28 protein-coding genes are annotated in these 22,569 nt (G+C 49.7%); 12 read left to right on the plus strand and 16 right to left on the minus strand.

Features of this window, described 5'->3' with window-relative positions:
- The first annotated feature begins 70 nt into the window (after positions 1–70).
- From METMK1DRAFT_RS04265 to METMK1DRAFT_RS04280, 4 genes are all read left to right on the plus strand, one after another.
- Positions 71–379 (plus strand): PadR family transcriptional regulator, encoded by a 309-nt coding sequence (locus METMK1DRAFT_RS04265; protein WP_009071248.1) that lies wholly within the window; start codon positions 71–73, stop codon positions 377–379.
- A 45-nt stretch (positions 380–424) separates the two neighbouring features.
- The gene (locus METMK1DRAFT_RS04270; protein WP_048087610.1) at positions 425–1,534 is read left to right on the plus strand and encodes a transposase; all 1,110 of its coding nucleotides are present in this window, start codon (positions 425–427) and stop codon (positions 1,532–1,534) included.
- 208 nt (positions 1,535–1,742) lie between these two features.
- On the plus strand, positions 1,743–1,922 hold the full coding sequence (locus METMK1DRAFT_RS04275; RefSeq protein WP_009070100.1) for a hypothetical protein: 180 nt from the start codon (positions 1,743–1,745) through the stop codon (positions 1,920–1,922).
- 215 nt (positions 1,923–2,137) lie between these two features.
- Positions 2,138–3,328, plus strand: a complete 1,191-nt coding sequence (locus METMK1DRAFT_RS04280; RefSeq protein ID WP_009071250.1) for an aminotransferase-like domain-containing protein — start codon at positions 2,138–2,140, stop codon at positions 3,326–3,328.
- Between the two features lie 110 nt (positions 3,329–3,438).
- Here the strand turns inward: METMK1DRAFT_RS04280 and METMK1DRAFT_RS04285 are convergent, their stop codons facing one another.
- The 4 genes from METMK1DRAFT_RS04285 to METMK1DRAFT_RS04300 all read right to left on the minus strand — a co-directional run bounded on the left by METMK1DRAFT_RS04285 (position 3,439) and on the right by METMK1DRAFT_RS04300 (position 5,986).
- The gene (locus tag METMK1DRAFT_RS04285) at positions 3,439–3,801 is read right to left on the minus strand and encodes a cupin domain-containing protein (protein ID WP_009071251.1); all 363 of its coding nucleotides are present in this window, start codon (positions 3,799–3,801) and stop codon (positions 3,439–3,441) included.
- 502 nt (positions 3,802–4,303) lie between these two features.
- Entirely contained in the window at positions 4,304–4,777 is a 474-nt protein-coding gene (locus tag METMK1DRAFT_RS04290; RefSeq protein WP_009071252.1) for a hypothetical protein, read from the minus strand.
- Entirely contained in the window at positions 4,774–5,376 is a 603-nt protein-coding gene (locus tag METMK1DRAFT_RS04295) for a hypothetical protein (protein ID WP_009071253.1), read from the minus strand. Before METMK1DRAFT_RS04295 ends, METMK1DRAFT_RS04290 begins: the two co-directional genes overlap by 4 nt.
- 82 nt (positions 5,377–5,458) lie before the next feature.
- Positions 5,459–5,986 (minus strand): hypothetical protein, encoded by a 528-nt coding sequence (locus METMK1DRAFT_RS04300; RefSeq protein WP_216586088.1) that lies wholly within the window; start codon positions 5,984–5,986, stop codon positions 5,459–5,461.
- Between the two features lie 149 nt (positions 5,987–6,135).
- On the opposite strand from METMK1DRAFT_RS04300, the gene METMK1DRAFT_RS16230 reads away from it, so the two are divergent.
- The gene (locus METMK1DRAFT_RS16230) at positions 6,136–6,315 is read left to right on the plus strand and encodes a hypothetical protein (RefSeq protein ID WP_009069394.1); all 180 of its coding nucleotides are present in this window, start codon (positions 6,136–6,138) and stop codon (positions 6,313–6,315) included.
- 97 nt (positions 6,316–6,412) lie between these two features.
- On the opposite strand, the gene METMK1DRAFT_RS04305 is transcribed toward METMK1DRAFT_RS16230, so the two are convergent.
- A complete protein-coding gene (locus tag METMK1DRAFT_RS04305; RefSeq protein WP_009071255.1) occupies positions 6,413–6,643 on the minus strand; it encodes a hypothetical protein in 231 nt (76 codons plus the stop codon).
- A 148-nt stretch (positions 6,644–6,791) separates the two neighbouring features.
- On the opposite strand from METMK1DRAFT_RS04305, the gene METMK1DRAFT_RS04310 reads away from it, so the two are divergent.
- A complete protein-coding gene (locus tag METMK1DRAFT_RS04310) occupies positions 6,792–7,169 on the plus strand; it encodes a RidA family protein (RefSeq protein ID WP_009071256.1) in 378 nt (125 codons plus the stop codon).
- Here the strand turns inward: METMK1DRAFT_RS04310 and METMK1DRAFT_RS04315 are convergent.
- The 4 genes from METMK1DRAFT_RS04315 to METMK1DRAFT_RS04330 all read right to left on the minus strand — a co-directional run bounded on the left by METMK1DRAFT_RS04315 (position 7,166) and on the right by METMK1DRAFT_RS04330 (position 12,397).
- On the minus strand, positions 7,166–7,345 hold the full coding sequence (locus tag METMK1DRAFT_RS04315) for a hypothetical protein (RefSeq protein WP_009071257.1): 180 nt from the start codon (positions 7,343–7,345) through the stop codon (positions 7,166–7,168). The two genes, METMK1DRAFT_RS04310 and METMK1DRAFT_RS04315, sit on opposite strands and share 4 nt — an antisense overlap.
- Before the next feature lie 60 nt (positions 7,346–7,405).
- Positions 7,406–9,502, minus strand: a complete 2,097-nt coding sequence (locus tag METMK1DRAFT_RS04320; protein ID WP_009071258.1) for a type IA DNA topoisomerase — start codon at positions 9,500–9,502, stop codon at positions 7,406–7,408.
- A gap of 13 nt (positions 9,503–9,515) precedes the next feature.
- A complete protein-coding gene (locus METMK1DRAFT_RS04325) occupies positions 9,516–10,352 on the minus strand; it encodes a CBS domain-containing protein (protein WP_009071259.1) in 837 nt (278 codons plus the stop codon).
- Positions 10,353–10,420: 68 nt separating this feature from the next.
- Positions 10,421–12,397: a protein kinase domain-containing protein gene (locus METMK1DRAFT_RS04330; RefSeq protein ID WP_009071260.1), complete on the minus strand. Its 1,977-nt coding sequence runs from the start codon at positions 12,395–12,397 to the stop codon at positions 10,421–10,423.
- A gap of 373 nt (positions 12,398–12,770) precedes the next feature.
- On the opposite strand from METMK1DRAFT_RS04330, the gene METMK1DRAFT_RS04335 reads away from it, so the two are divergent.
- Positions 12,771–12,950 (plus strand): hypothetical protein, encoded by a 180-nt coding sequence (locus tag METMK1DRAFT_RS04335; RefSeq protein ID WP_009071262.1) that lies wholly within the window; start codon positions 12,771–12,773, stop codon positions 12,948–12,950.
- A 254-nt stretch (positions 12,951–13,204) separates the two neighbouring features.
- On the opposite strand, the gene METMK1DRAFT_RS04340 is transcribed toward METMK1DRAFT_RS04335, so the two are convergent.
- A complete protein-coding gene (locus METMK1DRAFT_RS04340; RefSeq protein ID WP_009071263.1) occupies positions 13,205–13,972 on the minus strand; it encodes a winged helix-turn-helix transcriptional regulator in 768 nt (255 codons plus the stop codon).
- 132 nt (positions 13,973–14,104) lie between these two features.
- On the opposite strand from METMK1DRAFT_RS04340, the gene METMK1DRAFT_RS18135 reads away from it, so the two are divergent.
- The 3 genes from METMK1DRAFT_RS18135 to METMK1DRAFT_RS04350 all read left to right on the plus strand — a co-directional run bounded on the left by METMK1DRAFT_RS18135 (position 14,105) and on the right by METMK1DRAFT_RS04350 (position 16,068).
- Positions 14,105–14,257 (plus strand): hypothetical protein, encoded by a 153-nt coding sequence (locus METMK1DRAFT_RS18135; protein WP_172634114.1) that lies wholly within the window; start codon positions 14,105–14,107, stop codon positions 14,255–14,257.
- Between the two features lie 63 nt (positions 14,258–14,320).
- Complete coding sequence (locus METMK1DRAFT_RS04345; protein WP_009071264.1) at positions 14,321–15,568, plus strand: 3-isopropylmalate dehydratase large subunit; 1,248 nt, start codon at positions 14,321–14,323, stop codon at positions 15,566–15,568.
- Positions 15,565–16,068 carry a 3-isopropylmalate dehydratase small subunit gene (locus METMK1DRAFT_RS04350; RefSeq protein WP_009071265.1) on the plus strand — a complete coding sequence of 168 codons (504 nt, stop codon included), beginning with the start codon at positions 15,565–15,567 and terminating at the stop codon, positions 16,066–16,068. Before METMK1DRAFT_RS04345 ends, METMK1DRAFT_RS04350 begins: the two co-directional genes overlap by 4 nt.
- A gap of 396 nt (positions 16,069–16,464) precedes the next feature.
- Here the strand turns inward: METMK1DRAFT_RS04350 and METMK1DRAFT_RS04355 are convergent, their stop codons facing one another.
- From METMK1DRAFT_RS04355 to METMK1DRAFT_RS04365, 3 genes are all read right to left on the minus strand, one after another.
- A complete protein-coding gene (locus METMK1DRAFT_RS04355) occupies positions 16,465–17,616 on the minus strand; it encodes a pyridoxal-phosphate-dependent aminotransferase family protein (RefSeq protein ID WP_172634125.1) in 1,152 nt (383 codons plus the stop codon).
- 137 nt (positions 17,617–17,753) lie between these two features.
- Positions 17,754–18,131 (minus strand): hypothetical protein, encoded by a 378-nt coding sequence (locus tag METMK1DRAFT_RS04360; RefSeq protein WP_009071268.1) that lies wholly within the window; start codon positions 18,129–18,131, stop codon positions 17,754–17,756.
- 23 nt (positions 18,132–18,154) lie between these two features.
- Entirely contained in the window at positions 18,155–18,982 is an 828-nt protein-coding gene (locus METMK1DRAFT_RS04365) for a hypothetical protein (RefSeq protein WP_245544548.1), read from the minus strand.
- A 127-nt stretch (positions 18,983–19,109) separates the two neighbouring features.
- Between METMK1DRAFT_RS04365 and METMK1DRAFT_RS04370 the strand changes: the two genes are divergently transcribed.
- Positions 19,110–19,772: a sulfocyanin-like copper-binding protein gene (locus METMK1DRAFT_RS04370; protein WP_009071270.1), complete on the plus strand. Its 663-nt coding sequence runs from the start codon at positions 19,110–19,112 to the stop codon at positions 19,770–19,772.
- Between the two features lie 183 nt (positions 19,773–19,955).
- Here METMK1DRAFT_RS04370 and METMK1DRAFT_RS04375 read toward each other — a convergent pair whose 3' ends face one another.
- On the minus strand, positions 19,956–20,282 hold the full coding sequence (locus METMK1DRAFT_RS04375; RefSeq protein WP_155812294.1) for a hypothetical protein: 327 nt from the start codon (positions 20,280–20,282) through the stop codon (positions 19,956–19,958).
- Between the two features lie 129 nt (positions 20,283–20,411).
- Between METMK1DRAFT_RS04375 and METMK1DRAFT_RS04380 the strand changes: the two genes are divergently transcribed.
- Positions 20,412–20,882, plus strand: a complete 471-nt coding sequence (locus METMK1DRAFT_RS04380; protein WP_009071272.1) for a hypothetical protein — start codon at positions 20,412–20,414, stop codon at positions 20,880–20,882.
- A 112-nt stretch (positions 20,883–20,994) separates the two neighbouring features.
- On the opposite strand, the gene METMK1DRAFT_RS04385 is transcribed toward METMK1DRAFT_RS04380, so the two are convergent.
- Positions 20,995–21,417 (minus strand): hypothetical protein, encoded by a 423-nt coding sequence (locus tag METMK1DRAFT_RS04385; protein WP_009071273.1) that lies wholly within the window; start codon positions 21,415–21,417, stop codon positions 20,995–20,997.
- On the minus strand, positions 21,380–22,246 hold the full coding sequence (locus tag METMK1DRAFT_RS04390; RefSeq protein ID WP_009071274.1) for an SPFH domain-containing protein: 867 nt from the start codon (positions 22,244–22,246) through the stop codon (positions 21,380–21,382). Before METMK1DRAFT_RS04390 ends, METMK1DRAFT_RS04385 begins: the two co-directional genes overlap by 38 nt.
- Positions 22,247–22,569 lie beyond the last annotated feature (323 nt).

Genomic DNA, 22,569 nt, shown 5'->3' on the forward strand with positions numbered 1-22,569 from the left:
ATTTTAATTATCAGGGTTACAGTTAATTAACTCCTCGTCGTAGAGATCCTGATGCCTGTAGGTGGGTCACATGAGCTATAGGGAATTTCCGAGGATGATGATAATCAGGGGACTATTGCAAGTTATAATCATTTACATCCTTTGCAAACATGGTGACATGTACGGATACCAACTGAAAAGGAAGGTGGACGAACTACACAGGAGGAACGTCCCTCAGGGCCTCATATACACGACCCTGAAAAGGATGGTGAAGAACGGACTACTTAACTCCTACCTTAGGGAGGGCAGGACATACTATACCCCTACCGACGGTGGAAGGCAATTCCTGAGCAGCAGTTATGGGAATCTTAGGGAGGTAATACCAAGAACTCGGTATTAGCGAGAAGTTTTTAATTTTCGACGTCGTCCCGCTGAAAAGATGAAGATGGCAAACCGGAAGGGACAGGTCGAACTGGCTAAGGAGGATCTGATCAAGGCGGTCAACCAGGTCCTGGGCATAGTGAGGAGGAACGGGAGGAGCAGGAAGGTCGGGTTGGCACTCGTCTTGATCGTCCTGCTAGGTGGGAGGGCCAGCGTGAGGAATGCTGCTGAGACGTTCGGGTTGGACTACGCGAATCTGCTGGAGGCGTTGGGGGAACTCGAAGACGCGTGGAGGGACTACCTGGAGGTCCTGTCGGGGCTGGTGAAGGGTGAGGTGGCCGTAATCATAGACGACACCGTGGACCACAAGGAGTACTCCAGGGGGAGGGACGTGAGCCCCCACGGGAACTACTGGATCTACTGTCACGCCCACGGGAGGTTCGAGAGGGGCGTGCAGCTCCTCACGGTCGCCATAGTGGACCTCTCCACGGGCAGGACGTTCATGGTGGGAGCCTTCCCCTACGCCGTGAGGAAGATGTTGGACTTGGGGATGGTCACCGAGTTCAAGACCAAGATCGAGATGGCCAGGGAGATGTTGGACGTGCTCAAGGGGTACTTCCGCGTGTCCAGGGTCGTCTTCGACTCGTGGTACTGGTCAGAGAAGCTGGTGAAGGAGAACGTGGTGTCTGAGCTCAAGTCCAACCGGAGGCTCCTCAGGGTCGAGTCGGTCCAGGGGACCCTCGAGGAGGTGGAGGGACACCTCCGAGTGGGGGACCTACCCCCCGGAGTCTACTACGCCGACCTGACCCTGGGAGCCCAAGCGATTACAGTAAAGTTGCTAGTCCGGGAATATAAACGTGACTCCGGGACACACGTGAAGTACCTCTACACGACCGACCTCTCGTTCAGCGAGGAGGAGATCGAGGAGGCCTGGAGGATGAGGTGGGAGATCGAGAAGCTCCACAGGGACGTCAAGGCCCTGGGACTGGAGGACTCCTCGTTCTGGAGGAGGGAGAGGCTCCAGGGCTACCTCGCGATCTTCACCATCATGACCAACGTCGTCAGGGAGCTGGTGGGGGCTCTTAACCTGAGGAGCGTGGAGGCGTTCCTCAGGTTCGTTGAACGTCATTTAGGCGGACCACCTGGGCTGATGAAAATCTTTAAGTTACGTTAAAGTCCCATAACTGCTGTCACTATTATAACTATTATTCCTAAAAAGGATAATAGACAAACAGAAATATTTTTAACTGAATTTTCTATATCTTTTATCGCGGCTTGAATAGAATGGAAGTTAAGGTTTCAGTTTAAGAAGGGCTGAATCCTTTCTCACGTTAATAGAAATCTTTTTATATCTGTTTATAACAAATTTTTGTTGATAAATAATGATCTCTCACACCGATGTGGGCTATGCCCAAAAGGGTGGGAGTGATTGCAGAGATGTGAGCCCCGTGCCGTTGGGCTCGAAGGAGTCCCATGACCCACCTACCTTAAGTGGGTGGTTGAGGGCTAAGTCTCTACACTCGATCATGAATGAACATAAAATGATTGAAATGAGAGTGTAGGGACAAACGGTAGGTAATGTGATAATAGCAATAGGGTTGCATTTTTGTAATCTTATTGGAAAGGATTTTTGGAAACTAGTTTTTACGTCCCCATGTAGAGTTACATTTTTGTAATCCTACTTAGCTAAATTATCAGCGGTCAAACTGAGGGAATCTGTGGCCTCAGGTTGGGAGTGAACCAGCACATTTAAATGATGGAAGACTCATCCTTGCTTATGAATATTCGGGATCTCCTAACGGATCTTCCCAGGAAAGTTGAGAACCCGGACCTAGATAAGATTCTAGCTTACACTGTGAGGAGAGACATTATAAGCCTGGCCGGAGGGCTTCCTGACCCAGCAGTATTCCCACATGAACAGCTTAGGGAGATAGCGGAGACTGTCCTTCGGGAGGATTACGCAGGTGCCCTCCAGTACTCTCCAGCCTCTGGGATACCCGAGTTCAAGAGGGAGCTGATATCCTTCATGTCCAGGAACTTGGGAATTAACGGAGTAAAAGACGAGGAGATAATGGTCTCCTCTGGATCCCAGGAGGCTCTCTTCGTCCTTGCCATGTCCACCTTGAGGACGGGCGACGCGGTCTTCACGGAGAATCCCACCTACTACGTGGCCGTGAGCCTGTTCAAGGCCTTCGACGCGAAACTTGTGGGCTCACCTATAGTGAAGGGACAACTTGACGTGGATAGCTTGGAAAAGAAAGTGAAGGCAGTGCCCCCAGAGAGGAGGAAGCTGGTGTACGTGATGCCCAATGCCCAGAACCCCACAGGGGCCTCCATGTCTGAGGAGACCAAGAGATATTTACTAGAGGTGGCGGAGAGGTACGATATGACTGTGGTGGAAGATGACCCATATAGCCTGATAAATTATGAGGGTAAGACCCCTAGACCCCTGAAGGCCATGGATAAATCAGGTAGAGTCATCTACATGTCCACCATGAGTAAGGTTCTTGCCCCAGGACTCAGGTTGGGATGGATGGTGGGAGACGAGGGTCTGATCAGGGAGTTGGTGAAGGTCAAACAGGTGATTGACCTGAACACTAACACCCTCTCCCAGTACGTGGCCGCGAGGGCACTCAAGACCAAGGTGATAGAGGGAAACATAGAGAAGGTGAAGAGGATATACACCTCCAAGAGGAACGTCATGGTAGACGAACTCAATGATTCCTTTAAGGATAGGGCTGAGTTCGTCAAGCCGGAGAGCGGCATGTTCGTGTTCTCTTTCTTCAAGGGGGTAAACACCAGGGCACTGTTGGAGAGGGCAGTGGAGAAAGGGGTGCTATATCTTCCAGGTGATGCCCTGTACGTGGCAGACGTCAGATACGACGCTGCTAGACTCAACTTCACTCTTCCTCCGGAGGATAAGATCAGGGAAGGTGTAAGGAGAATGAAAGAGGCATTCTACGGTTAAGTTCTCGATGGGTCTCAGAGTTATCTGAGAGTGGACTCGAGAAGGGGAGAGACTACCTAGGCGACCCTTGACTGAGAACGAACTCCTACCACCTGTAGCCCTACCAGAAACTAAGTGTTCCTTAGGTAGGAATCCTTACCTTCTAGCCAGTCTTTCCTCACTGGACTGAAGATGTCTACTTCAACGGTATCGTCTATAGCCTTGGCCGAGTGAGGAACGTTTGAGGGTATAAGGATGAACCGATTCTCGCCTACAATCACGGTTTTCCCCTGAATACGGAACTCCAACGCGCCCTTGAAAACCCAAGTTATCTGCTCGTTCTCGTGGTGATGCTCAGGAACCACTGTGCCCTTCCTTATGAAAAGTCTCGCCATCATGACCTTATCCATGTATACGAGTCTCCTGGAGATGTTCTCTGACAGCTTCTCCTCAGGTACCTTTTCCCAGTCAACCACGGTTAACGGAGCTATCATAGAAGAGATAATACACTCCCTCTTATATATTTCCACAATCTCCTGTATTGCCCCGGATCAGGAGCCATGAGGGACGGGGTTTGTTGGATCTAAACCCTGATTTATCGTGCCACACTTGAGGTAAAACAGTTACAGTGTTTATTAGATTTCGCCTCGATTACAGGGCGATATTTAAGGGAAAGTCCTATAACTGCTGCAGTCATTGGGTCTGGCCTTGATCATGGAACGATGTTTGAAGGAAGGTTCCCCATAACTACTGTGAGGCGAAGTTCTGCAACAGCTATGTGGATGTTGGGGAATGTTCCGTGGTAGGTTCCGTCCAGGAGGGATGACGGGAACGTGAGGCACTCAGACTCTAACTTCCCGGTGTTAAATTCGCCTTGACTCCAAGGTTCAGTGAAGTTTCACGATTTCGTCCGGTAACACGTTTAAACCGAACCTGAGAGCAGGGAGATGATGCCCTGGAGGTTGATGAAGGCTACACGAGGCTCCTAAACTTCAATCAGTCAAATATGTCCTTCAAAAGAGTGCTCAATGCCTCATCCGCATCTCCTGTGGTCTCCAGATACACCATCTGCTCATACCTCACCCCGAACCCTCCCTCTAAGTTCACCGACCTATAACCGTAACACCTCTCGCAATAGCCCCTGACCACCTTCTTAAGGCCCAGGTCGCTTACACTGTAAATCACGTACTCGTTCCTCCTTACCTCCCTCTCCTCAGTGGTCCTGTAAAGCCTCTCCAGGAGTTCTCCTAGGGCCTCCCTCACTAACGATTCCCCCTCTATCCCTTCCTCCCTGAGGAGGGAAGGAATCTCCCACTCCCTATCTGCCCTCTCCAACACCTTTCCTACCCTCTCCCTAAGCCCCTCCTCGCTCAGCTCCTTCCTGCACTCCCTCCAAGTCCTCTCCACGAATTCCCTGTCCCCCACCCACGACAAGATGTATGCCTTCCTTAGTTGATCTAGGCAATTCAAGGCTTCACCACCCCGACCATCATCCTCCAACCACGCTCTCTCACCAAGTACATCAGCATGGCGTAAGCGTCAGGATACCTGACCTTCTCCACCTGAATTAGGTCTCTCCTCAAGTTTCTAATGATCCAAGAAGGGGACCACCTCATGGTCCCCCTGGTGTTGATGTACAGTGCTCCCTTACCCCCCAGGAAGGAGATCAGCTTGGGGTAAAGCTTAGCGTCCACAACCCCGTCTGGGGTGAACCCTAGGTACTTCACGTGCCTCATGGGTAACACCTCCGTGAGCTTAACGCCAAACTTGGCCTCCAACAGCGCGAATGCCATGACTTCAGCCAGTGACGCCGAGACGTCCCCTGAGAAGTACTTTCCTCCCCACCTCTTGGAGTCCAGGTACAGGAAGGGGTCCTCTACCATCCTACTGGTCAGGATCCCGGCCATCACCACCTTCCCTGGGTCTATCTCGACAACCTCACTCACTCCCTCCCTCTCAAAGGCCTCCGCCACGCCCACTGCAATCACGTCGAGATCGCCGTCACTGTCTCGATTGGTATGGGGTATAACCTCGGAGGGTATCTCCACCCAGGACACGTTTAGCTTCATAGGTGATTTCGTCTCTACATAAATAAAAACTAAGTTGAGGATGAGGTCTGCGGTTCCTGTGGGTCATCACGTGAGGTATTACTCACGTGAGTCTGGATTCCACGAACCTGTACAGATATAGGCTGGCCATCAGGTAGACGATCATCCCCAGGAAGTATAGAGGAGAGAACGAGCCCTCAAAGCTCATGGCCAACTGCTGAGCCACGAAGGTTGATGGCTCCAAGAAGGTTAGAGGTCTGAGATAGTATGGCACCACCGAGAGTGGGACGAAGGTCGGCGCTAGGAAGGAGAAGGTCCAACCCAAGACCTGTGACAGTTGGTTCACTAACCTCATGTTGAAGGCCAGACCCATACTCAACGCCAGGAGGAAATTATAGATCCATCCAATGATGAAGGTCAATAAGACCACGGGCCAAAAGATTATGATCTTATGAATCATTGAGCTCAGGTAAATTAATACTAAGGCCACTGGCAAGGAGACCGTGAGCTGTACCAAGGCATGTGAGAGGGCTATCATCCACCTCTCAGTCTTCGTGGTGAAAAGGAGGGTGAGTTGTCCTGAAAATTTCATGAAGGCCACTGACTGACTCGTGGAGGTGAGAGATCCCAAGGCTATATACATGGTCACGATCCCTGCAAGCACTTGCGGTGAACCGTTCAGGGAGAAGAAGGAGAGGATGAAGGCTATGGGCTGAATCCTTTTTCACGTTAATAGAAATCTTTTTATATCTGTTTATAACGAATTTTCGTTGATAAATAATGACCTCTCACACCGATGTGGGCTATGCCCAAAAGGGTGGGAGTGATTGCAGAGATGTGAGCCCCGTGCCGTTGGGCTCTAAGGAGTCCCATGACCCACCTACCGTAAGTAGGTGGTTGAGGGCTAAGTCACTACACTCGATCATGAATGAACATAAAATGATTGAAATGAGAGTGTAGGGACAAACGGAACATGACTGAATAGAAAAGACTGGTGATAAACTTTGCCTTGGTTTGCCTAAACATTAACTCTATGAGAGTCAGGATTTTCTTTACCCTATTCGTTACCCACCACCTCCGAGTATATCTCCTCCAGGGAGGCCAACCTAACTTCGACACCAGAGTCGAAGTTTCTGAGAAAGCTCAACAATTCTTCCTCCCTCACCCTGTACTCCTCACCAGTCTCCACGTTCGTCACCGTGTAGAACCTGGTGAACCTCCTCCTCAGCTCCTGGGTGTCTCCCTCCATGAGTATTCTCTTCTTGAGGAAGTAAACCCTGTCAGCCAACTTCTCAGCCTCCTCAAGGTAATGGGTGGTTAACAGGATTCCCTTTACACTCGATCATGATTGAAGAAAAAATGATTGAAATGAAAGTGTAGGGACAAACGGATAGTTACAACAATGATATTATAAGTGTCAGGGATATAGGGAACCCATGAAGGAAATAGTGTTCACGGAGAGGGCTCCCAAACCCATAGGGCCCTATTCCCAGGCGGTGAAGGTAGGGAACACGGTGTACGTGTCCGGACAAATACCCATAGATCCTGTAACTAACGAGATAGTGAAAGGAGGTATAGAGGAGCAGACCAGGAGAGTGATGGAGAACCTGAGGAATGTCCTAGAGGCCTCTGGGACCTCACTCGAAAACGTAGTCATGGCCTTCGTTTACCTCAAGGACCTTAGGGACTTCCAGAAGTACAACGAAGTTTACGCCTCTTACTTCAAGGAGAGATCCCCGGCGAGGGTGACCGTTCAAGTCAGTGCCCTACCTAGGGACGCCCTCGTTGAAATAGCCGTTATAGCAACGGTTTAAGAAAAAACCTTTTTTAGTAGTCTCTCCACGTGGGGACAATCAGTCTCAAACAGAGCGTGGTTCCCGTGTTCTATACAGGAAGCCGTGACTGGCTTCCCCTCCAGGAATACCACGGAGGCCTCATCGTCCTCCACAATGGAGTAGGCAATGCCCTCAAAGACTTTCCTGTACTGCATTTGCTCACTTAAAACATGTTACTGTCTGTAGACACATTTAAGCTTTTCCCCGGCCAGAGCCTAGCCTTTCCCATCTCCTCTAATCGGACCAACGTTAGTGTTGAACTTAAACTTCACCTTCCCATCCTCGAGGTAGATCACGGCTGAGAACTTCTTCCCTGACCTCGACTTGAACCCCTTGGCCTTCACCTCCTTCCCTTCGAACAGTGCCTTCGCCTGCCTAAACGTGATCCTCTTTCCTGCTATCTCCCTCCACACGATTGCCCCGCAGGACTTACATCTCCAGCCCTTGGAGAAGCCTACCACGTTTCCCCCACACTTACACGAAATCTTAGCTTTCTGTGCATGTTCGTCCAGGAACCTCCTCACCGTGTCGAGGTCCGTCCCCGGTAGTCTCACCCCAAGATCCCTGGAGATCCTCCTGGCGTAGTTCAACATCTCCCTGCTCGCCGTTCTACCCACTTGAAACTGAACGTCCTTGAGCTTATCGATCTCCTGAAGTGTGAATCTCTTTATTCCCTCCACGAACTCCTCGTACCCCCTTAAACCCTTCCTCTTGGTGTAAATCTCCTCCAAAGTCCTCTCCCACTCGGAGGTCATCTCCGGACTTATCACCTTGCTTCCCGAGAGCTTGTGCACCAACTCTCTACCCTTCGTCGTGGAGACGAGGGATTTGGAAGTCCTCATCATATATCCCCTCTCCAAGAGGGTCTCTATGATGGATGCCCTGGTGGCTGGTGTGCCCAGGGATAATCTCTCCATCTCCTTGAGTAACGTGGCCTCCGTGTACCTCGGGGGAGGTTTGGTCTTCCTCTCCTCAGCCCTGACCCACAATTTCTCGACCTCCTCTCCTTGCCTCAGCTCCGGGAGAGGGGCCTCTTTCCTGGGGTAAAGGGAAGCCCATCCCAAGTACACATCCCTCCTCCCCTCAGATAAGAAGGTATCTGAACCTAACCCTATCTTGACCCTTTGCGTCTCATAGACGTAATCCTCCATGAATGCCCCAACGAACTTCCTGTAAATCAGGTCGTAGATCCTCCTATGGGTTTGGGGAAGCCCATCTGGAGGTCTATCCAGGGGTATTATGGCATGGTGGTCGGTGAGTTTAGACGAGTCGAAGACCCTCTTCCCCACTAGATCAACGCGAGGGACTAGGTCTTCCCTCCCCAACTTCCTCAGTACCTCCTTCACGAGACCCCTGTTGTTATCCCCCATGTGTCTTGCGTCTGTCCTCGGATAGCTTATGATCTTCCACTCCTCGTATAGGCTCTGGGCTATATCCAAGGTACGTTTCGCGGAGAGGCCGTATAAAACGTTGGCTTCCCTCTGAAGTGAGGTGAGGGAGTGGAGTAACGGCGGAGGCTCCTCTTTTCTCTCTCTCTGGACTTCCTTCACGACTCCCCTCCTGATCTTGGCGAGGGAGGACTCCAGCTTGAGCGCCTCCTCTTTACTCAGCTTCGCCTCCTCCCCGTTCCTCAGCAGAATGCCTTGGAACTCCTTGTCCTTCCTGAACCCAGCTAAGACCACGTAGTAGGTCTCCGGCTTGAAGCTCTCAATCTCCAAGTCCCGCTTGACCACCAGAGCCAAGGTGGGGGTCTGAACTCTACCTACGCTCCAGACTTCCCCGTTGTTAGCCTTGAGTGTCACCAGTCTACTCAGGTTTATCCCCACTATCCAATCTCCGTGCTGCCTGGCCAAGGCACTGTAGTACAGGTCGTCGAAATCTTGAGAGGGCCTGAGCCTCTTGAACTCCCTCAATACCACATCCTTGGTGAGGGCTTCAGACGTCCAGAGCCTAAGGGTCTTCCCCACGTAACCTGAGTACCTCAGGATCTCCCTTATGATGAGCTCACCTTCCCTACCTGCATCGCCGCAGTTCACCACCACCTCGGCCTTTTCTAATAGCTTGGAGATGACCCCCAGTTGTCTCTCCTTTCCCTTTATGGGCACGTACCTGAACTCCCTAGGGAATACGGGAAGGTCCTCCAACCTCCACCTCCTGGGAGCTATTCCCTCGTCTATTTCAAGCATGTGGCCTGTGGCCCAAGTTACAACGTAGTTTCCAGAGACCACGTATCCATCTTTTCTCTCAGGCCTTCCCAACGCCCTGGCTATATCCATGGCTACGCTGGGCTTCTCCGCTATGACAAGCCACACGAGTTTGCGCACCTTACTTCTTCTTTCCAAAGGCGTAGGGCATGTGAAGTTGATAGTGAAGAGCTATGAGGAGGTCCCTCTCGGTGACTATGCCCTTGGGCTTAGCCTCTTGATCCAGTATCACAAGTGCGCCTATTCCCTTAGTGATCATCATGGCAGCAGCTTCGTTCACAGACCTGTTCTCCTCCACAGTCACAAGGGGAGATTTCATTATATCTCTCACTCTCCTGGAGAAGAAGTACTCAGGTTCCAGCTTCTCTACCGCCTTGGCAGCCGCCTTCACTGCGTCTGCTGCTGTGACCATACCTACTGCTCTTCCTTCCTCATCCACCACAGGTAATCTCCTGAACCCTCTTCTTAACATCATCCTGACAGCTTGATCCAGGAGAGTCTCCTTGTAAACGGTCGACACTTTGCCGGTGACGAAACCTGATATTGGGAACAGATTCTCCAAGTCCTGGAATATGAGGAGGAAGTCCCTCTCGGTGACTATGCCCACCGGTCTCCTGAGGGAGTTAACCACTGGGAGGGAACCGAAGTTTCTGGTCACCATGAGGGTTATAGCCTCCAATGCGTCACTGTTTTCATCTATCACCGTTGGGTTCACGGTCATGTAGTCTGAGACCTTGGCGTTGGCCAGCTTATACAGGTCAGCCTGGGTACAGGCAGTGGGGCAGAAGCCTACCATCACCGTGAGGAGGTCCCTGGTGGATAGTATGCCCTTCACCACTTCGTCTGCTACTATCACCCTCCCCAGTCCCCTGTCGTTCACCTTCTTGAAGGCCTCCACTAACCCCTGGTTCGTGGAGATCACTGGTGGGTTCGGATTCATCAACGTTTTCACTTGCATGTGTGTATTTTCTCTCTCAAGTTAAAATGGTTTGACTAGAGTCCCCTACCCTGTCACCTTTAACTTGGTTAAATGACCTGCTCCACGGGGAGGTTGTAGACGTCCCTCGCCAGGTGAACTAGGTCCCTCCTGATCACTTCCATGGTTGTCTCTCCCCTGAGTCCCTCCAGTATTAACTCACGGAACTCCTGGGGGACGTAATCCATCCTAGGTTCGACAGAGTAGAAGTCCTTGAGCGCGTCCTCTCTCTTTTGGGGAGAGCTTATGGCCTCTTCCAACTCCCTCTCCAACCACTCGGGGAAGGGGAAGTTGTTGGTCAAGGAGACGTAGAGGGATACCGTGAAGGAGTAAACGTCCATTTGAGGCTCTGCCCTCCCACCGAACCTCTGGAGAGGATGAGCGTAATAGGGGGTGTAGTGAACCACAGGCATCCCGATCCTTATGGCACTGCCTAGATCCGAGAGCTTTGGAACAACCCTCCCGGTGCTCAAGAGTTCCAGGGTTTCCTCGCCATACCTTGAGAGTTGGGACGTGAAGAGTATGTTGGAGGGCTTTATGTCTGCGTGCGCGAAGCCTTGCTTGTGCATGTGAATTACCGCCTCTGCAACCTTAGAGAAGATCAGTGCTACGATCTCCCCCCACCTCACTGAGTGCCTCAGGGAAGAGTACTCCTCATCCACCAGGATTCTCCTGAGATCTCCCCCCTCCATGTACTCCATCACTATGGCAGGGGGAGAGCTGAAGTAATCGGTCCAGTTTTCGTCTATGAAGTTGGCCAATATCCTGACAACATACTTGGATCCTCGGGATATCTCCTGCATCTTCGCCACCTCGTACAGCATCTCGTCCATCTTATACTCCCTCTTCATTACCTTCATGGCGAACCTCCTCCCGTTCTTTTCCGCAAGGAGTACGTATCCCATCCCTCCCTTTCCTAACACCGAGACTATTTCGTAGCCGTAGAGGACGTAACCGAGCCACTCCTCTGGGCTGAACTCCCTGTCTGAGGGATTGGTCAAGGAGAGGAGGTTGGCCTTAGAACAGGCCTCCACTACTCCCTCCCTGCAGGCATAGGTGTACTCCCTTTGGGCGTGGGTAGGGGAGTTCAAGACCTCGAAGGCCTTACCCCTCAGGAAGGCCAGCGGGGCTGTCCTCCTGATCTTCTGCGCCTCATCCAGGAGCTCTAAAGCCCTCTTCCCCTCTCCCAACTCCAGGAGAACGGAGGCCGTCATCACCATATTCCGATAACTCTTATTCCTCTTTAGCGCCTCCTCAAAATGCTTTAGGCTCTCCCTGAAGTTCCTCTTGGTCATGAAATGAAGTCCTAACTTCACGGCAGGGACGTCATAAGTTGGTAGCACGGATAGTGCATCGAGGAGCAACTTCTGATTTCCGGTCTTCTCGTATTCTCTCATAAGGGAGTTAGCCCTGGCGACCAGCTTTGCCTCCAACTCCCTGTACTTCTCCTCCGAGAAGTAGGAGTATATCCTCAGAGCCTCCAATTCCTTTCCAAGCCTCTCGTAGCACTCGGCTGCTGCCAGGGACTCCTCTGGGAACTTCTCCTCTAGTTGAGAGAATAGTTTGATAGCCTCCTCACACATGTTGAGTTTGCCCAAGGCCACCACTGCCTGTCTCACCATGTCCTGATCCCTGTAGGTATCTAGGGCGTACTTGACTACCTCGTAATCGTCCATGGATGAAATGACCGCCAACCTGTCCCACTTCTTGAAGACCTTTCCCGAGACCAAGTCATATTGTGCTCCCAACTCCATGGGTTCCTGAGGAGAGGGGAGGACACAGGCGGCCTCTGATCCCTCAAAGATGGCCACAGGGGGGTCTTTGGATACGACCTTTAGGGTCCCGGAGAACCTCTTCAGCTTAGTACAATCATATACCGGGACTTTGGTGAACTTAACCTTGTCATCCTCTACTAACACTAAGTAGCCCACTGTATCATCCTTCACCTTCAATTTATCCGGTAACTCCGTGAACTTGCCTTTGTGGAACAGGTATCTCCTCTCTCCATGGACGAAAGCGTAACTCACGGGATAACTCTTGAGGTAAAACCTTTTTTAGTGCAGGGCTTAATAATACCTTCATTAAGGTGCCTGGAGAACTCACGGATCCCCCCTAGTTCAAGATCAATACTTTCCTACACAAAAGGAACTAAGGACGTTCTGGTTTGGGAGTATTCCTAGTGAAGAAGAGGAGGTTCGTGAAGAGTAAGAGCGGTAATAGGAAGATTTCACGTTTAGCAAAGAAGGAAATGTTAATTCGCCGAGTTATTAAGGCATTAAGGTTGGGTTTTTATGTTATCTTAGTTAATCCCAACGGTTCTACAAACTCTGGGCTGAATCCTTTCTCACGTTAATAGAAATCTTTTTATATCTGTTTATAACAAATTTTTGTTGATAAATAATGACCTCTCACACCGATGTGGGCTATGCCCAAAAGGGTGGGAGTGATTGCAGAGATGTGAGCCCCGTGCCGTTGGGCTCTAAGGAGTCCCATGACCCACCTACCGTAAGTAGGTGGCTGAGGACTAAGTCCCTACACTCGATCATGAATGAAGATAAAATGAATGAAATGATAGTGTAGGGACAAACGGAGCATGAGATACTGATGAGGGAGGGAGAAGGGTTATGATAGGCGTACAGCACCGGCTTATTTAATAGCGTTACAGCAGTTATTGGATTTTGCCTTGACTTCAAGGCTACACCTAACGAGAAATCACATAACTGCTGTAGCGTTAAAAGGACTAGGAATGTTAAATGATGGTAAATAATGTAAATTTCACGGCTTATCGAGAACTGTCGGCAACAGCGACTCTTGAGACACAGTCGGGAAGAGGGTCAGGCAAAGTCGTAGGACTTGGTTATCATCAGTTGTGCCTCTGGATCGTACTCCCTGAACTTCTTAATCTTCTCTCCCACTTCTTGTATCGTTCCGCCTATGTTGACTAATATTCCCGCCTTGGAGTCCGAGATCTCCCGAAACATCACGGATTCGAAGAACTTTCTGCCGTAATCCACCTTACTCGTGAACACGGCGTACATCGTTACCCCAGCCTTATCTATATCAATCACCGGTACCAACCTTATGAAACCTCTCCTATAGAGGTATCTAAGGTGTCTCCTCACGGTCTTGGAGGAAACCCTTAGCCTCTCGCTTAGCTCTACAGGTGTCATTCTGGGCTGTTCCTTCAACGCTGAGAGCAATTTTAGGTCGAACGTGGAGGCCTTATAGGGAGTTTGTTCAGGCACGTAAATCATCTGTGGCTCCCCTAACTCCTCAGCCATTTGGGATATCTTACTCTTCAGTCCTTCCACTGACTCAGCCTCTATTTCATAGATATTCACTTCCTCCAGACATTCGAACTTGGAGACGTACTCTCCGTGCCAGTCCTTAGTGTTCTTGAAGGAAACGTAACCGTGGTATTTCCCGTAGAAGTTTGGGTTAACATAGAGGGAAACCTTCCTGATCAGCCCCTCTCTCGTCATCCTCTCAACCCTATAGTTCACTGCAGGAGGAGAGATGTTCAGCTCTTTGGCGATCTTCCTCTGGGAATAGTTGAAGTCTCTCAGAATGAAAAGGACTATCTTTCTGTTAATTTCATCCATAACTTATCAACTCCACTCCTGAATATAGGAGTTTTCCCAAATAAACTTTTCACATGACCCCAATTTTCCTAAGTTTTACACGAAAATATTGAGGCGAAAGCCTCTTAAGTCCAACAAGTCAAGGGAAGGGTCGTGGCCAGAAGGACTTGTCAGAACTGCAAGCAAGTGGTAGATGAAGTCCTCACTAGGGAGGGGAACAAGGTCATTAAGTCCTGCCCGAGGTGTGGTTACACCTTCGTCTCCTATGAGGTAGGTAAAGGTTACATTGTTCCTCCGAGAGGATAGATTCGAAACTCGAACGAAAATTAATGAAAAGTTTATTTTTATCCCCAGATACTCCCATGTGATATGACCGGAACATTAACTGAAAAAATACTAAGTAGAGCCTCTGGAAGAAGCGTCTCTCCAGGAGACGTGATAGAGGCCAACGTGGACATAGTAGCTTTTCATGACCTCACGGGCTATCACGTGATCGAGGTCATGGAGAAGGCCAACATGATGAAGATATTTGACAAGTCCAAGATAGTGGTGGCCTTCGATCACCTGGCCCCTCCTCCAGACGTGAGGAGTGCCGAGATACAGGTTAACATAAGGAAGTTCGTAAGGGAGATGAGACTTCCCAACTTTCATGACGTAAACGTCGGTATCCTCCACGAGTTGCTCATAGAGAAGTACGCCCTCCCCGGGCAGGTCATAGTGGCAGCTGACAGTCACACCACGACCTCAGGAGCCCTAGGGGCGTTCGCACAGGGCATGGGTGCCAGTGATGTGGCAGCTGCTGTGATAACTGGTAAGACCTGGATGGTAGTACCGCAGCCGTTCAAGGTAGAACTCACGGGGACTCCAGGTAAATGGGTAAACGGCAAGGACGTCGCCCTGAAACTCCTGGGGGACTTCAAGGCAGATTACTTCAACGGTATGTCCATAGAGGTTCACGTAAGGAATCCAAAGGCCTTCCCCACCGACTATAGGGCCACAGTGTCCAACATGGGAATAGAGATGAACGCTGACGCACTGATGTTCGTGCCAGACCAGGAGACTAAGGATTACATTAAGACCATGAGGGGGAAGGAGGTGGAATTACTGACGCCCGATCCAAAGGCATCTTACCAAGACGAGTATACCATAGAGCTAGAGAAACTTGAGCCCTTAGTGGCAGCTCCTTACAGTGTAGACAACGTGAAGACAGCAAGGGAGGTCTCCAACGTAGAGGTCGACCAGGTCTATATAGGATCATGCACAAACGGGAGGCTATCTGACTTCCAGATGGCTGCGGAGATCCTGAAGGGAAGGACCGTGAAGACTAGGTGTATAGCGATCCCCTCTTCCTACGAGATGTTCAAACAGGCCATGGAGAAGGGATATATAGAGACCCTGGTGAACGCTGGGTGCGTAGTGACTTACGGTACGTGTGGGCCCTGTCTCGGAGGACACTTCGGGGTTGCAGGACCAGGAGAAGTCATAGTGTCCACGAGTTCCAGGAACTTCAGAGGGAGGATGGGAAGCAATGAGGCAAAGGTTTACTTGTCAGGCCCCTCCGTGGCTGCTGCGACTGCAGCGACTGGGAGAATAACCGATCCGAGGGATTTGCAGTGATCATTGAAGGTCCCGTACTCAAATACGGCGATAAGATAGACACGGATATAATAATACCCGCCAGGCACCTGAAGTACACGGATCCCAACTACCTGGCACAGCACGCCATGGAGCCCCTAGACCCCGAGTTCTACAAGAAAGCCTCCAAGGGTGTAGTCGTCGTTGCAGGAAAGGTATTCGGTATGGGCTCGTCTAGGGAACAGGCCGCCATAGCCCTCAAGGCCGCTGGAGTAAGGGTGATCGTAGCTGAGAGCTTTGCAAGGATATTCTATAGGAACTGTATAAACAATGGCCTGCCCCTCATCACGCTGCCTTATGCCACAAAGGAGATAAAGGAGGGTGACGTAGTGAAGGTCAACGTGGAGACAGGGGAAGTCCGAGTGGGTAACAAGGTCCTAAATGGGAAGGGAATAACGGGGATGGCATTGGACATACTCAAGGCCGGAGGGATAATGGAATATCTGAAGAGAGTATCTCAAGTCCCGACTCAGGGTGGTTGAGGTTAAACAATAAGCGGTTTTAGGTTTTAAGCCTTAATTCCTCCTGTACTTTTTACTTTCGTCGATAAAGTTTGGAAAACCAGGCAGCAGTTTATTAGATTTCGCCTTGATCATAGGACGACAATTGATGGCAGCAGTTATTAGATTTTGCCTTGATTACAGGGCGATATTTAAGGGAAAGTCCCATAACTGCTGTGATGGAAAGTCCATAACTGCTGAACTGAGGTTGGTCCTTCCTGGGGACTAAGCTCTCCACGGTTTTGACTCAGTCTTAAGGTAAAGAAGTGTAAGTTAGAGAACGATGAACTTACATGGGGATCATGGAATTACGAGAGTTGTATAAGAACGAAGTGAGTTAGCACTGGATCACTGAGTTTGTCCCCTCCAGGAAGGAGTCTACGAAAAACTCAGTTGAGCTGCCCTTACTCCCTCTCCCAGGTTTATGGGTTCTCCCAGCCTCTTTAGAACTCTCTCCAGGACAGCCAAGGTAGCTATGGCGTCGTTGGGCGTCACCCATCCCATGTGACCTATCCTGAAGTACTTCCCTGCTAGGGCTGGATGGACTCCTGGAGCTAACTCCACTCCCTCAGTCACTACCTCCTTGAGTACATCTGCTGGGTTAGCCTTCTTCAGGAGCACTCCAGTCACGGTATTACTGTAAGCCTCTGGCCTCTTGGCCACTATGTCCACACCCATGCTCTCCAACCCTGTTCTTATACCCTGAGCTACTCTCTCGTGTCTCTTGATCCTGTTCTCCAACCCTTCCCTTTCTATGAGTTCGAAGGCCTTAGCCATCATGAACACTAAATGAACTGGGAGTGTAGCGAAATATGACCCTTTACTGACCTCCAGGTTCCTCATCACGTCCAGCCAATTCTTCAGATTGAGGAAGTAGCCTGCCACCGACTCGTCGGATAGTCGGGAGACTGCCCTCTCAGAGAGTACCAGCAGACCGGCTCCTGGAGGTATACCCAAGGCCTTCTGACTAGCAGTCAGGTAAACGTCCACCTGGTAGTCCTTCATCTTTACAACCTCGGCTCCCACACTACTGACTCCGTCTACAACTATGAGTTCAACCTTGTCCCTTATCCTCTTCGCCACCTCCCCCACTGGCTCCCTCACGCCGGTGCTGGTCTCCACATGAGTCATGGTCACCATGGTATACTTCTCATCCTCCACAGCCTTCTCAACTTCCTCAGGTTTCACGTAGTCACCGGGGTTGGCCTTAAGCACATCCACTGCCACAGGATATCTATTCAGGAGTGCCTTCCATCTGTCTCCGAACACGCCGTTGGATACTACCAGTACCTTATCCCCCCTCCTCAAGGTGGAGACAACACCCTCCATGGCTGCAGTTCCGCTCCCAGGTATAATGAAGGGCTGATAGGACTCGTCAGCTCCAACCAATTTCCTGAGGAACTTGAGGGAAAAGGACATGACGTCTATGAATTCCTGAGACGTGAAGCCGACGTCTCCCCTTAGTCCAGCCACTAGCACATCGTAATCTATGGTGACTGGGCCTACGTGCATGAGAAGTTTTCTCGTCATTGGTATAATGTATCCTCTCCCCTTAAATCTGTTACAGTGATCCTCTGGCTGGACTCCAAGGTATCCAATTAGCATCTCCCCTGGGAGATCCCTCTATTCCTAACCGTGTACTATTTTGGATCTCAGCTGATATTTCCCTATCCTTGTTTCAAAATCCTAGATGATCTACCCAGGAGTAAGGCAGTCAACGCTATGGAGATCACGTTCAACAGGGCCATGGTAAAGACCAGGACTAGGTCGCCTGTCCTTAGATAGAGCAGACCGGAATAGCCAGCTAGCGCCACACCCTCCAGACTAGCCAAGGACAGTACCATGCCCCAGAAGTCCTTCATGTAGGAGAGCAAGGTTAAGACCGAGAGGAGTCCTGCCAATAGTCCAAGCAACTCGTGGGCTGTCAGTAAGATGTAGAAGGGTAGGTTCACTACTCCCTGTGTATCTCCCAATACTGCACTGCCAGATAAGTATGCCAATATCTCCACCAACACGAGCGCTCCAGATAGACGTAGGGTTAGCACGACTTTTGGTCAAGACTAACAGTTTAAATATTTTTTCCTAAATTTTTCTTATCAGTCCTCAGCCTACAGGTCTCTGACGCCCTTGTGATCAACCTGAGGTTGAGGTAGAGTACCCCTGCTGATATGAGTGGAAGACCGTAATACATAAAGGCGAAGTATGCAGGGGAACGGAGAATGAGGAGGATGGAATAAGACATTGATGGAACGGATAAGACTAAGGTATAGAGTAGTATTGTTGGGAGAGCTAGACAGCATGAAGCTCCAGACACCAGGCTAACCCCAGGCAGGAGGACGAGCTCGCTTCCCAGCCTCAGGGTCCTCCTCTCCCTATTGAGTGTCACGAGTCTGCTCACGTTGAGACCCATGAGTTCCCCAATGACGATCCCGAGAAAGAGGGAGTATGGGACGACGTCTGCCTCGTATACCCCGAGGAAGAACCACACGGCTGGACTCTGAAAAACCCAGAGCGGGAAATATAGAGGGTCAGAGGGCGGGATTGCATATCCGTAACCGGATGAGAACCTGTTCATTGAGGTGAGGTAGGAGAGACCCCCGGGCTCCACTATTCCTAGGACTATGCCGTAGAGTAGGGAGTGGTACACAAGGTATACGGTGAAGGGAAGGAGAAACGATAGCTTGTTCTCAATCCTGATCTTGGGGAAGATTAATATTCCAAGGGAGGACCAGAAAGCCAAGGAGGAGGATAAGGAGAGGTAAAAGTAAGACCCTGATTTCTGAAATGTCAGGTAGATCAGGAAAGACGTAACTAACAGCGAAAGGGCAACTGCGAATTTTGCCCAGCCTCTCCTCTCCCTCACTTCCTCTGAACCCTTGACGTATCTAGTCAACACTCCACAACAACTCGCAAACCTGACTTAAAAATATTCAATTTAAACTCTTCATTTTATTTTCAGTTTTATTAGAGATTTCACCCAAGATTTGGGAAAAAACTTATTTAAACATATCGAATTTACAATCATGAAATCGTGGCAATTAATCCTAGTTGTCCTTGTCTTAGTAGCAGGAATTGCTGGCGCGGTAGCTATAACACAGCTGAGTCACAAGACTTCCCCCACACTCAACACCACCAAACCTCCAGTTACAAATACCACACATCCAGTGAACGTGAGCACTAGTCCTCCAGTGAACAATACTACTAAAGTCACTAGCACTTCAAACTCTAGTAACACAACACTGAAGTTACCTCCAGGAGCAGAACAACTGAAGTTCGATGCCCAGAACAAGACCGTGTTTATCTACCTTACCGTTACATCCGCCAATGGATACATAAACTACAACGGTACTACCTACGGTTCTCTCAAGATATATGTACCAGTTGGCTGGAACGTGTACCTGACTTTCTACAACCAAGCTCCCCTAAATCACGGTCTGGCCCTAATAGAGAACAATACTGAAATGCCCAACCAACCAAACGTCCTCCAAGACGGAAAGGTTCTCCTGCTGTTGGGATACGACAACGGGAACGGTATCCCGACTGGATTCTCGGTGTCTGGGCTCTATCAAAACATATCTGCTGGCTACTACTGGATTGCCTGCCCTGTATTCGGACATGCTGAATCTGGAATGTGGGTGGACCTAATAGCGTCCAACAACGTGTCAATCCCATACGAACTGATGTGAGCCTCGCTTAAGGTTATAGTCTGGAGACCTCCAAGATCCTCCATAACTGGTTCAGGTCAAATACCCTCCCTTAGGAACCTCCTCCTAACGTAAGAGCAGAAATAGCGTCCTTACTCTTTTTGGTAAAGGAACTACCCGTCGCCTACCATGAAGTCTTTCGTTTTTATAAAATTTTAAAAAGAATTAAAAACTTAATTGAATGAGAAGAGACCTCATCAAGGAGACTAGTCTATTTATAAGGTTTTGAATGACCCTCTTGTAGAGGAAGAGGAGGAGATATCTTACCCTTATCGTAGTAATTAAACGCTTCGCGACCCTCTCCTGCTCCTCTAAGCTCCTCATTAATACGGTGGAGCTCACGTGAGACTTGAGTCTCTCTACAAAGTGGAGGAAGTCCTTAACCGTACCCAACAACTCCTTAGTTTTGGACGTCCTCATGAGGCCCTCGTACTCCCTGTACTTGACTCTCAAGAGGTTTGCGTCTAGGATATCCGTGAACGTCAAATTCATACAAAATATATTGTTGTGTATTATCATAAAAGAGGGAAGCCGTAGTACCTATTAGGGACTGGATGCAAATGTTGCTTTACACATATTAAAAACGTGTGTGGCTAACAGGTATTCTGGTAAACTTAAGAAATGAGATTTGAGGAGAGGCTTTGGAGGTGGAGGAGGTTTTCAGAGATATGCTATAGGTATAGGTCTGAGGCACTTTATGACGGTCCCTTGTTTGCAGCCTTAAGGTTCAAAGAAATAGAGGTGGAGCTGGAAGAGATTTTGAACAAGTTCTTCGTAGATAAGATAGAGTTTCACGGAGAAAGATATCCTGCTGTGGAGGGCGTGTTCTACTTTGACGATGGGGCCAGGACTGAAGCTTATAACGGAAAGGACTTCGACTTCATCATCTTTTACGCGGACAGTGAAGAATATAAGAAGGAGAAGGAGGATCTGGTGAGGGGACTTTCAACAGATCCTGCTACCACTGAGGAGGCAGAGATTTACGCGTTCCTCACAACGCTCCTGGAGTTCGCAGTGATAAAGTTCCTTGGCAGGAACACAAGAGAACCAGACTGTGTTGAGAGGAAGTGCTACTTATCTCTTAGGGAATGAGACATGATGTTTGATAGTGGAGATAGAGGTTCAGAACTTTGACGACCTTTAAGTGAGTCAAGCCTGAAAAGGGCAGTTGTTCGATCATATCAGCTCAACAGCGGCTGACCATTCATAACCCAGAGACAAATCCAGCTACAACTCCGTTGATCACGTTGAAGGCTATGACCAACCCCACATATGTCTGCACATAAGGAACAGTGAAGGCGTAAGGCAATAACGAAAAGACTAGGAACCCCACCGCAGTGTATATGGCCAGCCTCCTCACTGACCTAAGCTCCTTGGACACTGTAACGCTCCTCACAGGTAGGACGAAGAGGACCAACGCCAAGATCACCAGGATCTGCACTACTCCCTCCACCGGTGACTCTACAAGGGACTTCAGGGGGGCTATGATGAAGGGAAAGGGCGGATAGAATCCTTTCAATACGATGGAAGTTAAGGCCATGATCACCGTCAGAATGAAGGAGTAGCCTATCCCTCCTGCTATGTTCCAGCTAAGAGCTCTTGGATTGATCCTGCTCGTTTTTCCCACCTCCCATGGTCACCTGGAACATCCTCTCGGGTAAGTTGACTAGGGTGGAAAGGTTGGGGTAATAAGGAGTACCTATGGCCATGTTGACGCTGGCCGGATTGCCTTGTTCGGTTAGGATTCTCGCCAGACCCATCCTGACAGCCTTCTCCACATCTAACCCGAGGTCCCTGAGTTGAATGATCCTCCTGAGCTCTGGATCCTCTGGTATAAGCCTCGTGACCCTCACCGATATTAGCTCAACTCCCAACTCCGACAAGAATTGCTTTAGTGCCGCGGTCACAGCTGTGGATATGTCTGAGAACCTCTTGTAAACCTCGACCAACTTAACCTGGTTCAGAATAGAGCTGACCTCCTGGTCTATTACAGGGGCCAAATACGCAGCTAGGTCGGCATCCTTGAAGAACAGACCAGCGAATTGTATGTTTACTACCAGCTTGGGAGCATCGGTTACCCTGTAGTACACGGCGACCTCGTAATCGAGGGGGACCAGGTCATCCGTTTGACTCTTTCCTTGTATCCTCACCTCGTGCCTCGTCATAGAAACGAAGAATGCTATGGTATCGAAGGGTAACTGATTGTACCTGAACCTCGCCATGAAACTAGAGAGGGGATTTTGAGGGGACTGTATGTTATGTGTACCTGGAGGGAGAACTGCCTGAACCTGTCCCTGTATTACCACCACACAATTTTCCTGGGGCTGAACTATTATGATGGACTTGGAAGTCACCTGTTCCCTAGGGTAACGGAATATGAGAACGTCCGGTGCCATAAAGGATGAGCCATCTTCCCTTTCTGTGCTTATAACCTGACCTCTGATTTGAAGAGACATAAGAGATTCTCCCCTAGAGTATTTTAAATCTTTTCGTGATATTTTCGCAGATGGACTCCAATCTGACAGTCCCTTGTCTTAAGGGACGTTATAGGACCGGGTGAACTGTCATAAGGGATTCCCGCCCAGGTATAACGCTAGGCCAACTAGGGAATTACAGAGATAGGACGGAACGAACCAAAGGTCCAAAGTCACAGTCAAAGGTTTCGATCGATCCTAGTTTGTATTATTTCCTTCAAACAAAAATCAAACAAGAATACAGTCGCATAGGGCGATTCAGGGCTCCATTGCGATTTCTATTTGTTTCTATAGAATGAAAGCGA

The organism is Metallosphaera yellowstonensis MK1 (assembly GCF_000243315.1).
GTDB lineage: Archaea > Thermoproteota > Thermoprotei_A > Sulfolobales > Sulfolobaceae > Metallosphaera > Metallosphaera yellowstonensis.

What these genes read in the sequence shown, in the direction of transcription:
- METMK1DRAFT_RS04265 (WP_009071248.1), top strand. Translation starts at nt 71, where the DNA reads ATGAGCTATAGGGAATTTCCGAGGATGATGATAATCAGGGGACTATTG.
- METMK1DRAFT_RS04270 (WP_048087610.1), top strand. Translation starts at nt 425, where the DNA reads ATGGCAAACCGGAAGGGACAGGTCGAACTGGCTAAGGAGGATCTGATC.
- METMK1DRAFT_RS04275 (WP_009070100.1), top strand. Translation starts at nt 1,743, where the DNA reads ATGATCTCTCACACCGATGTGGGCTATGCCCAAAAGGGTGGGAGTGAT.
- METMK1DRAFT_RS04280 (WP_009071250.1), top strand. Translation starts at nt 2,138, where the DNA reads ATGAATATTCGGGATCTCCTAACGGATCTTCCCAGGAAAGTTGAGAAC.
- METMK1DRAFT_RS04285 (WP_009071251.1), bottom strand. Translation starts at nt 3,801, where the DNA reads ATGATAGCTCCGTTAACCGTGGTTGACTGGGAAAAGGTACCTGAGGAG.
- METMK1DRAFT_RS04295 (WP_009071253.1), bottom strand. Translation starts at nt 5,376, where the DNA reads ATGAAGCTAAACGTGTCCTGGGTGGAGATACCCTCCGAGGTTATACCC.
- METMK1DRAFT_RS16230 (WP_009069394.1), top strand. Translation starts at nt 6,136, where the DNA reads ATGACCTCTCACACCGATGTGGGCTATGCCCAAAAGGGTGGGAGTGAT.
- METMK1DRAFT_RS04310 (WP_009071256.1), top strand. Translation starts at nt 6,792, where the DNA reads ATGAAGGAAATAGTGTTCACGGAGAGGGCTCCCAAACCCATAGGGCCC.
- METMK1DRAFT_RS04315 (WP_009071257.1), bottom strand. Translation starts at nt 7,345, where the DNA reads ATGCAGTACAGGAAAGTCTTTGAGGGCATTGCCTACTCCATTGTGGAG.
- METMK1DRAFT_RS04325 (WP_009071259.1), bottom strand. Translation starts at nt 10,352, where the DNA reads ATGCAAGTGAAAACGTTGATGAATCCGAACCCACCAGTGATCTCCACG.
- METMK1DRAFT_RS04335 (WP_009071262.1), top strand. Translation starts at nt 12,771, where the DNA reads ATGACCTCTCACACCGATGTGGGCTATGCCCAAAAGGGTGGGAGTGAT.
- METMK1DRAFT_RS04340 (WP_009071263.1), bottom strand. Translation starts at nt 13,972, where the DNA reads ATGGATGAAATTAACAGAAAGATAGTCCTTTTCATTCTGAGAGACTTC.
- METMK1DRAFT_RS04345 (WP_009071264.1), top strand. Translation starts at nt 14,321, where the DNA reads ATGACCGGAACATTAACTGAAAAAATACTAAGTAGAGCCTCTGGAAGA.
- METMK1DRAFT_RS04355 (WP_172634125.1), bottom strand. Translation starts at nt 17,616, where the DNA reads ATGACGAGAAAACTTCTCATGCACGTAGGCCCAGTCACCATAGATTAC.
- METMK1DRAFT_RS04370 (WP_009071270.1), top strand. Translation starts at nt 19,110, where the DNA reads ATGAAATCGTGGCAATTAATCCTAGTTGTCCTTGTCTTAGTAGCAGGA.
- METMK1DRAFT_RS04375 (WP_155812294.1), bottom strand. Translation starts at nt 20,282, where the DNA reads ATGAATTTGACGTTCACGGATATCCTAGACGCAAACCTCTTGAGAGTC.
- METMK1DRAFT_RS04380 (WP_009071272.1), top strand. Translation starts at nt 20,412, where the DNA reads ATGAGATTTGAGGAGAGGCTTTGGAGGTGGAGGAGGTTTTCAGAGATA.
- METMK1DRAFT_RS04390 (WP_009071274.1), bottom strand. Translation starts at nt 22,246, where the DNA reads ATGTCTCTTCAAATCAGAGGTCAGGTTATAAGCACAGAAAGGGAAGAT.